4 protein-coding genes are annotated in these 2,661 nt (G+C 67.0%); all 4 read left to right on the forward strand.

What is annotated here, in order from left to right; translation table 11 throughout:
• Positions 1-943, forward strand: a 943-nt coding sequence (gene sufD / locus AC5RUJ_RS14200) for a Fe-S cluster assembly protein SufD (RefSeq protein WP_494156045.1), incomplete at its 5' end; no start/stop codon positions are given.
• Positions 943-1,302, forward strand: coding sequence for a non-heme iron oxygenase ferredoxin subunit (locus AC5RUJ_RS14205; RefSeq protein WP_493999655.1), 360 nt, complete (start codon positions 943-945; stop codon positions 1,300-1,302). The genes sufD and AC5RUJ_RS14205, both read left to right, overlap by 1 nt.
• 59 nt (positions 1,303-1,361) lie before the next feature.
• Positions 1,362-2,123: a Fe-S cluster assembly ATPase SufC gene (gene sufC / locus AC5RUJ_RS14210; RefSeq protein WP_493999656.1), complete on the forward strand. Its 762-nt coding sequence runs from the start codon at positions 1,362-1,364 to the stop codon at positions 2,121-2,123.
• A gap of 2 nt (positions 2,124-2,125) precedes the next feature.
• Positions 2,126-2,455: a metal-sulfur cluster assembly factor gene (locus AC5RUJ_RS14215; RefSeq protein WP_493999657.1), complete on the forward strand. Its 330-nt coding sequence runs from the start codon at positions 2,126-2,128 to the stop codon at positions 2,453-2,455.
• Positions 2,456-2,661 lie beyond the last annotated feature (206 nt).

Here is a 2,661-nt window from a genome sequence, read left to right on the forward strand (position 1 = left end):
CGTCCTGGTCGAGACCGTGGGCCGTGCCGATGCCCGCATCGGCGTCGCCGGCATCCCCGAGGACCGCGTCTCCGCCGCCGCCTGGGAGGCCTTCCGCGAAGCGACAGTGGTGACCATCCCGGCCGAGGCCCAGCTGGACTCCGGCGTCGCCGTGGTGGTGGAAGGCAACAGCACCGAGCTGTCCGCGCAGCACCTGGTCATCGTGGCCGAAAAGTTCTCCAAGGCCGTCGTCGTGCTGGATCACAAGGGCAGCGCCACGGTCTCGCAGAACGTGGAGATCGACGTGCAGGACGGCGCCGACCTCACCGTCGTCTCGGTGCAGGAATGGGCCGACGACGCCGTTCACGCCTCCTCGCAGCAGGCCCGCGTGGGCCGCGACGCGAAGTTCAAGCACGTGACCGTCAGCCTGGGCGGCGACCTGGTCCGCGTCACGCCGTCCACCCGGTTCACCGCCACCGGCGGCGATGTGGAAATGTACGGCCTCTACTTCGCCGACGCCGGACAGCACCTTGAGCACCGCCTGTTCGTGGACCACGCGGTGCCGAACTGCAAGTCGCGGGTGCTGTACAAGGGCGCCCTGCAGGGCAAGAACGCGCACACCGTCTGGGTGGGCGACGTGCTGATCCGCAAGGAAGCCGAGGGCACCGACAGCTACGAGGCAAACCGGAACCTGGTGCTGACCGACGGCGCGCGCGCCGACTCGGTGCCGAACCTCGAAATCGAGACCGGCCTGATCGAAGGTGCCGGCCACGCCAGCACCACCGGCCGCTTCGACGACGAGCACCTGTTCTACCTAATGGCGCGCGGCATCCCGCAGGACGTCGCCCGCCGCCTGGTGGTCCGCGGGTTCCTCAACGAGGTCATTCAGCAGATCCGGGTGCCCGCCCTCGAAGAGCGCCTCAATGCGGCGCTCGAGCGGGAACTCGAGGCGGGCAACCTCTGATGAGCGGGACGCCGCGCGGCGAACTGGTGTGCCAGGCCTCCGACATACAGGTCAACCAGGCAGTGCGCATCCTGATCGATGACTACCCGGTAGCCATCGTCAGGGACTCCGAGGGCGAACTCCACGCCATCGGGGACACCTGTTCGCACGCGGACGTCTCCCTCTCCGAAGGCGACGTCGAAGGCTGCGCGATCGAATGCTGGGGCCACGGTTCCCAGTTCGATTTGCGCACCGGCGAGCCGCTGAGCCTGCCGGCGTTCGAACCCGTCCCGGTGTTCGCGCTGGCGCTCGATGGCGACAGTGTCTACGTGGACGTCACGAACGTCCTCAACGGGGCGCCTGCCCCGGACCTCAACTAAGAACTTCCATCACGTGAACGGCGCCCGCCCGCACCGGGCGCAAAGGAGAAAGCAGACAGATGTCTACTCTTGAAATCAAGGACCTGCACGTCAGCATCGACACCGAGCAGGGCAGCAAGCAGATCCTCAAGGGCGTGTCCCTGACGATCAACACCGGCGAGATCCACGCCATCATGGGCCCGAACGGTTCCGGCAAGTCCACCCTGGCGGCCACCATCGCCGGACACCCGCGCTACAACGTCGACTCCGGCTCCATCACCATGGACGGCGAAGATGTGCTGGCCATGAGCGTTGACGAGCGCGCCCGCGCCGGCCTTTTCCTGGCCATGCAGTACCCGGTCGAGGTGCCCGGCGTGACCATGACCAACTTCCTGCGGACCGCCAAGACCGCCCTCGACGGCGAGGCCCCGAAGCTGCGTACCTGGACCAAGGACGTCAAGGAAGCGATGAGCCAGCTGCGCATCGACGCAGACTTCGCCCAGCGCAACGTGAACGAGGGCTTCTCCGGCGGCGAGAAGAAGCGCGTGGAGATCCTCCAGCTCGAACTGTTCAAGCCCAAGTTCGCCATCATGGACGAAACCGACTCCGGCCTGGACGTGGATGCGCTCAAGGTGGTCTCCGAAGGCCACAACCGCGTGCATGCCGGCGGCGCGATGGGCACCCTGCTCATCACCCACTACACGCGTATCCTGCGCTACATCAAGCCCGACTTCGTGCACGTCTTCGTGGATGGCCACATCGCTGAAGAGGGCGGCCCCGAACTGGCCGACCGTCTCGAAGAAGAGGGCTACGACCGCTACCTGACAGCAGCGAAGGCCTGATCATGACAGAAGCCAATGCCCCGCAGACGTCCCTGGAGGACGTCGAGGAAGCGCTCAAGGACGTCATCGACCCTGAGCTGGGCGTCAACATCGTGGACCTCGGCCTGCTGTACGGGCTGAAGTACGCCGACGACGGTGCCCTGCTCATCGACATGACGCTGACCACCGCCGCCTGCCCGCTCACCGACGTCCTCGAGGAGCAGACCGGCCAGGCGCTGGACGGCGTGGTGGACGAGTGGCGCCTCAACTGGGTATGGATGCCGCCGTGGGGTCCGGAGCGGATCACCGACGACGGCCGCGACCAGATGCGCGCCCTCGGCTTCAATATCTGATTCGACGAATCGGCGGCGGACCGGTCACCTTCGGGTGGCCGGTCCGCTCCTGTCTTGACGCCGTCCCGCGGGCTAGGATCGGGTCATGAGTGCGTCGAGTGCGGCAACGAAGCGGCGGCGGGGACGCTATGACGAGGTCCACGTCGCCGCCGCCTTCCACGGCCTGACCGCCCTGCTGGCCGTCGTGGGCCTCGCCGTCGGCATCA

The organism is Arthrobacter sp. Y3223164, assembly GCF_059091005.1.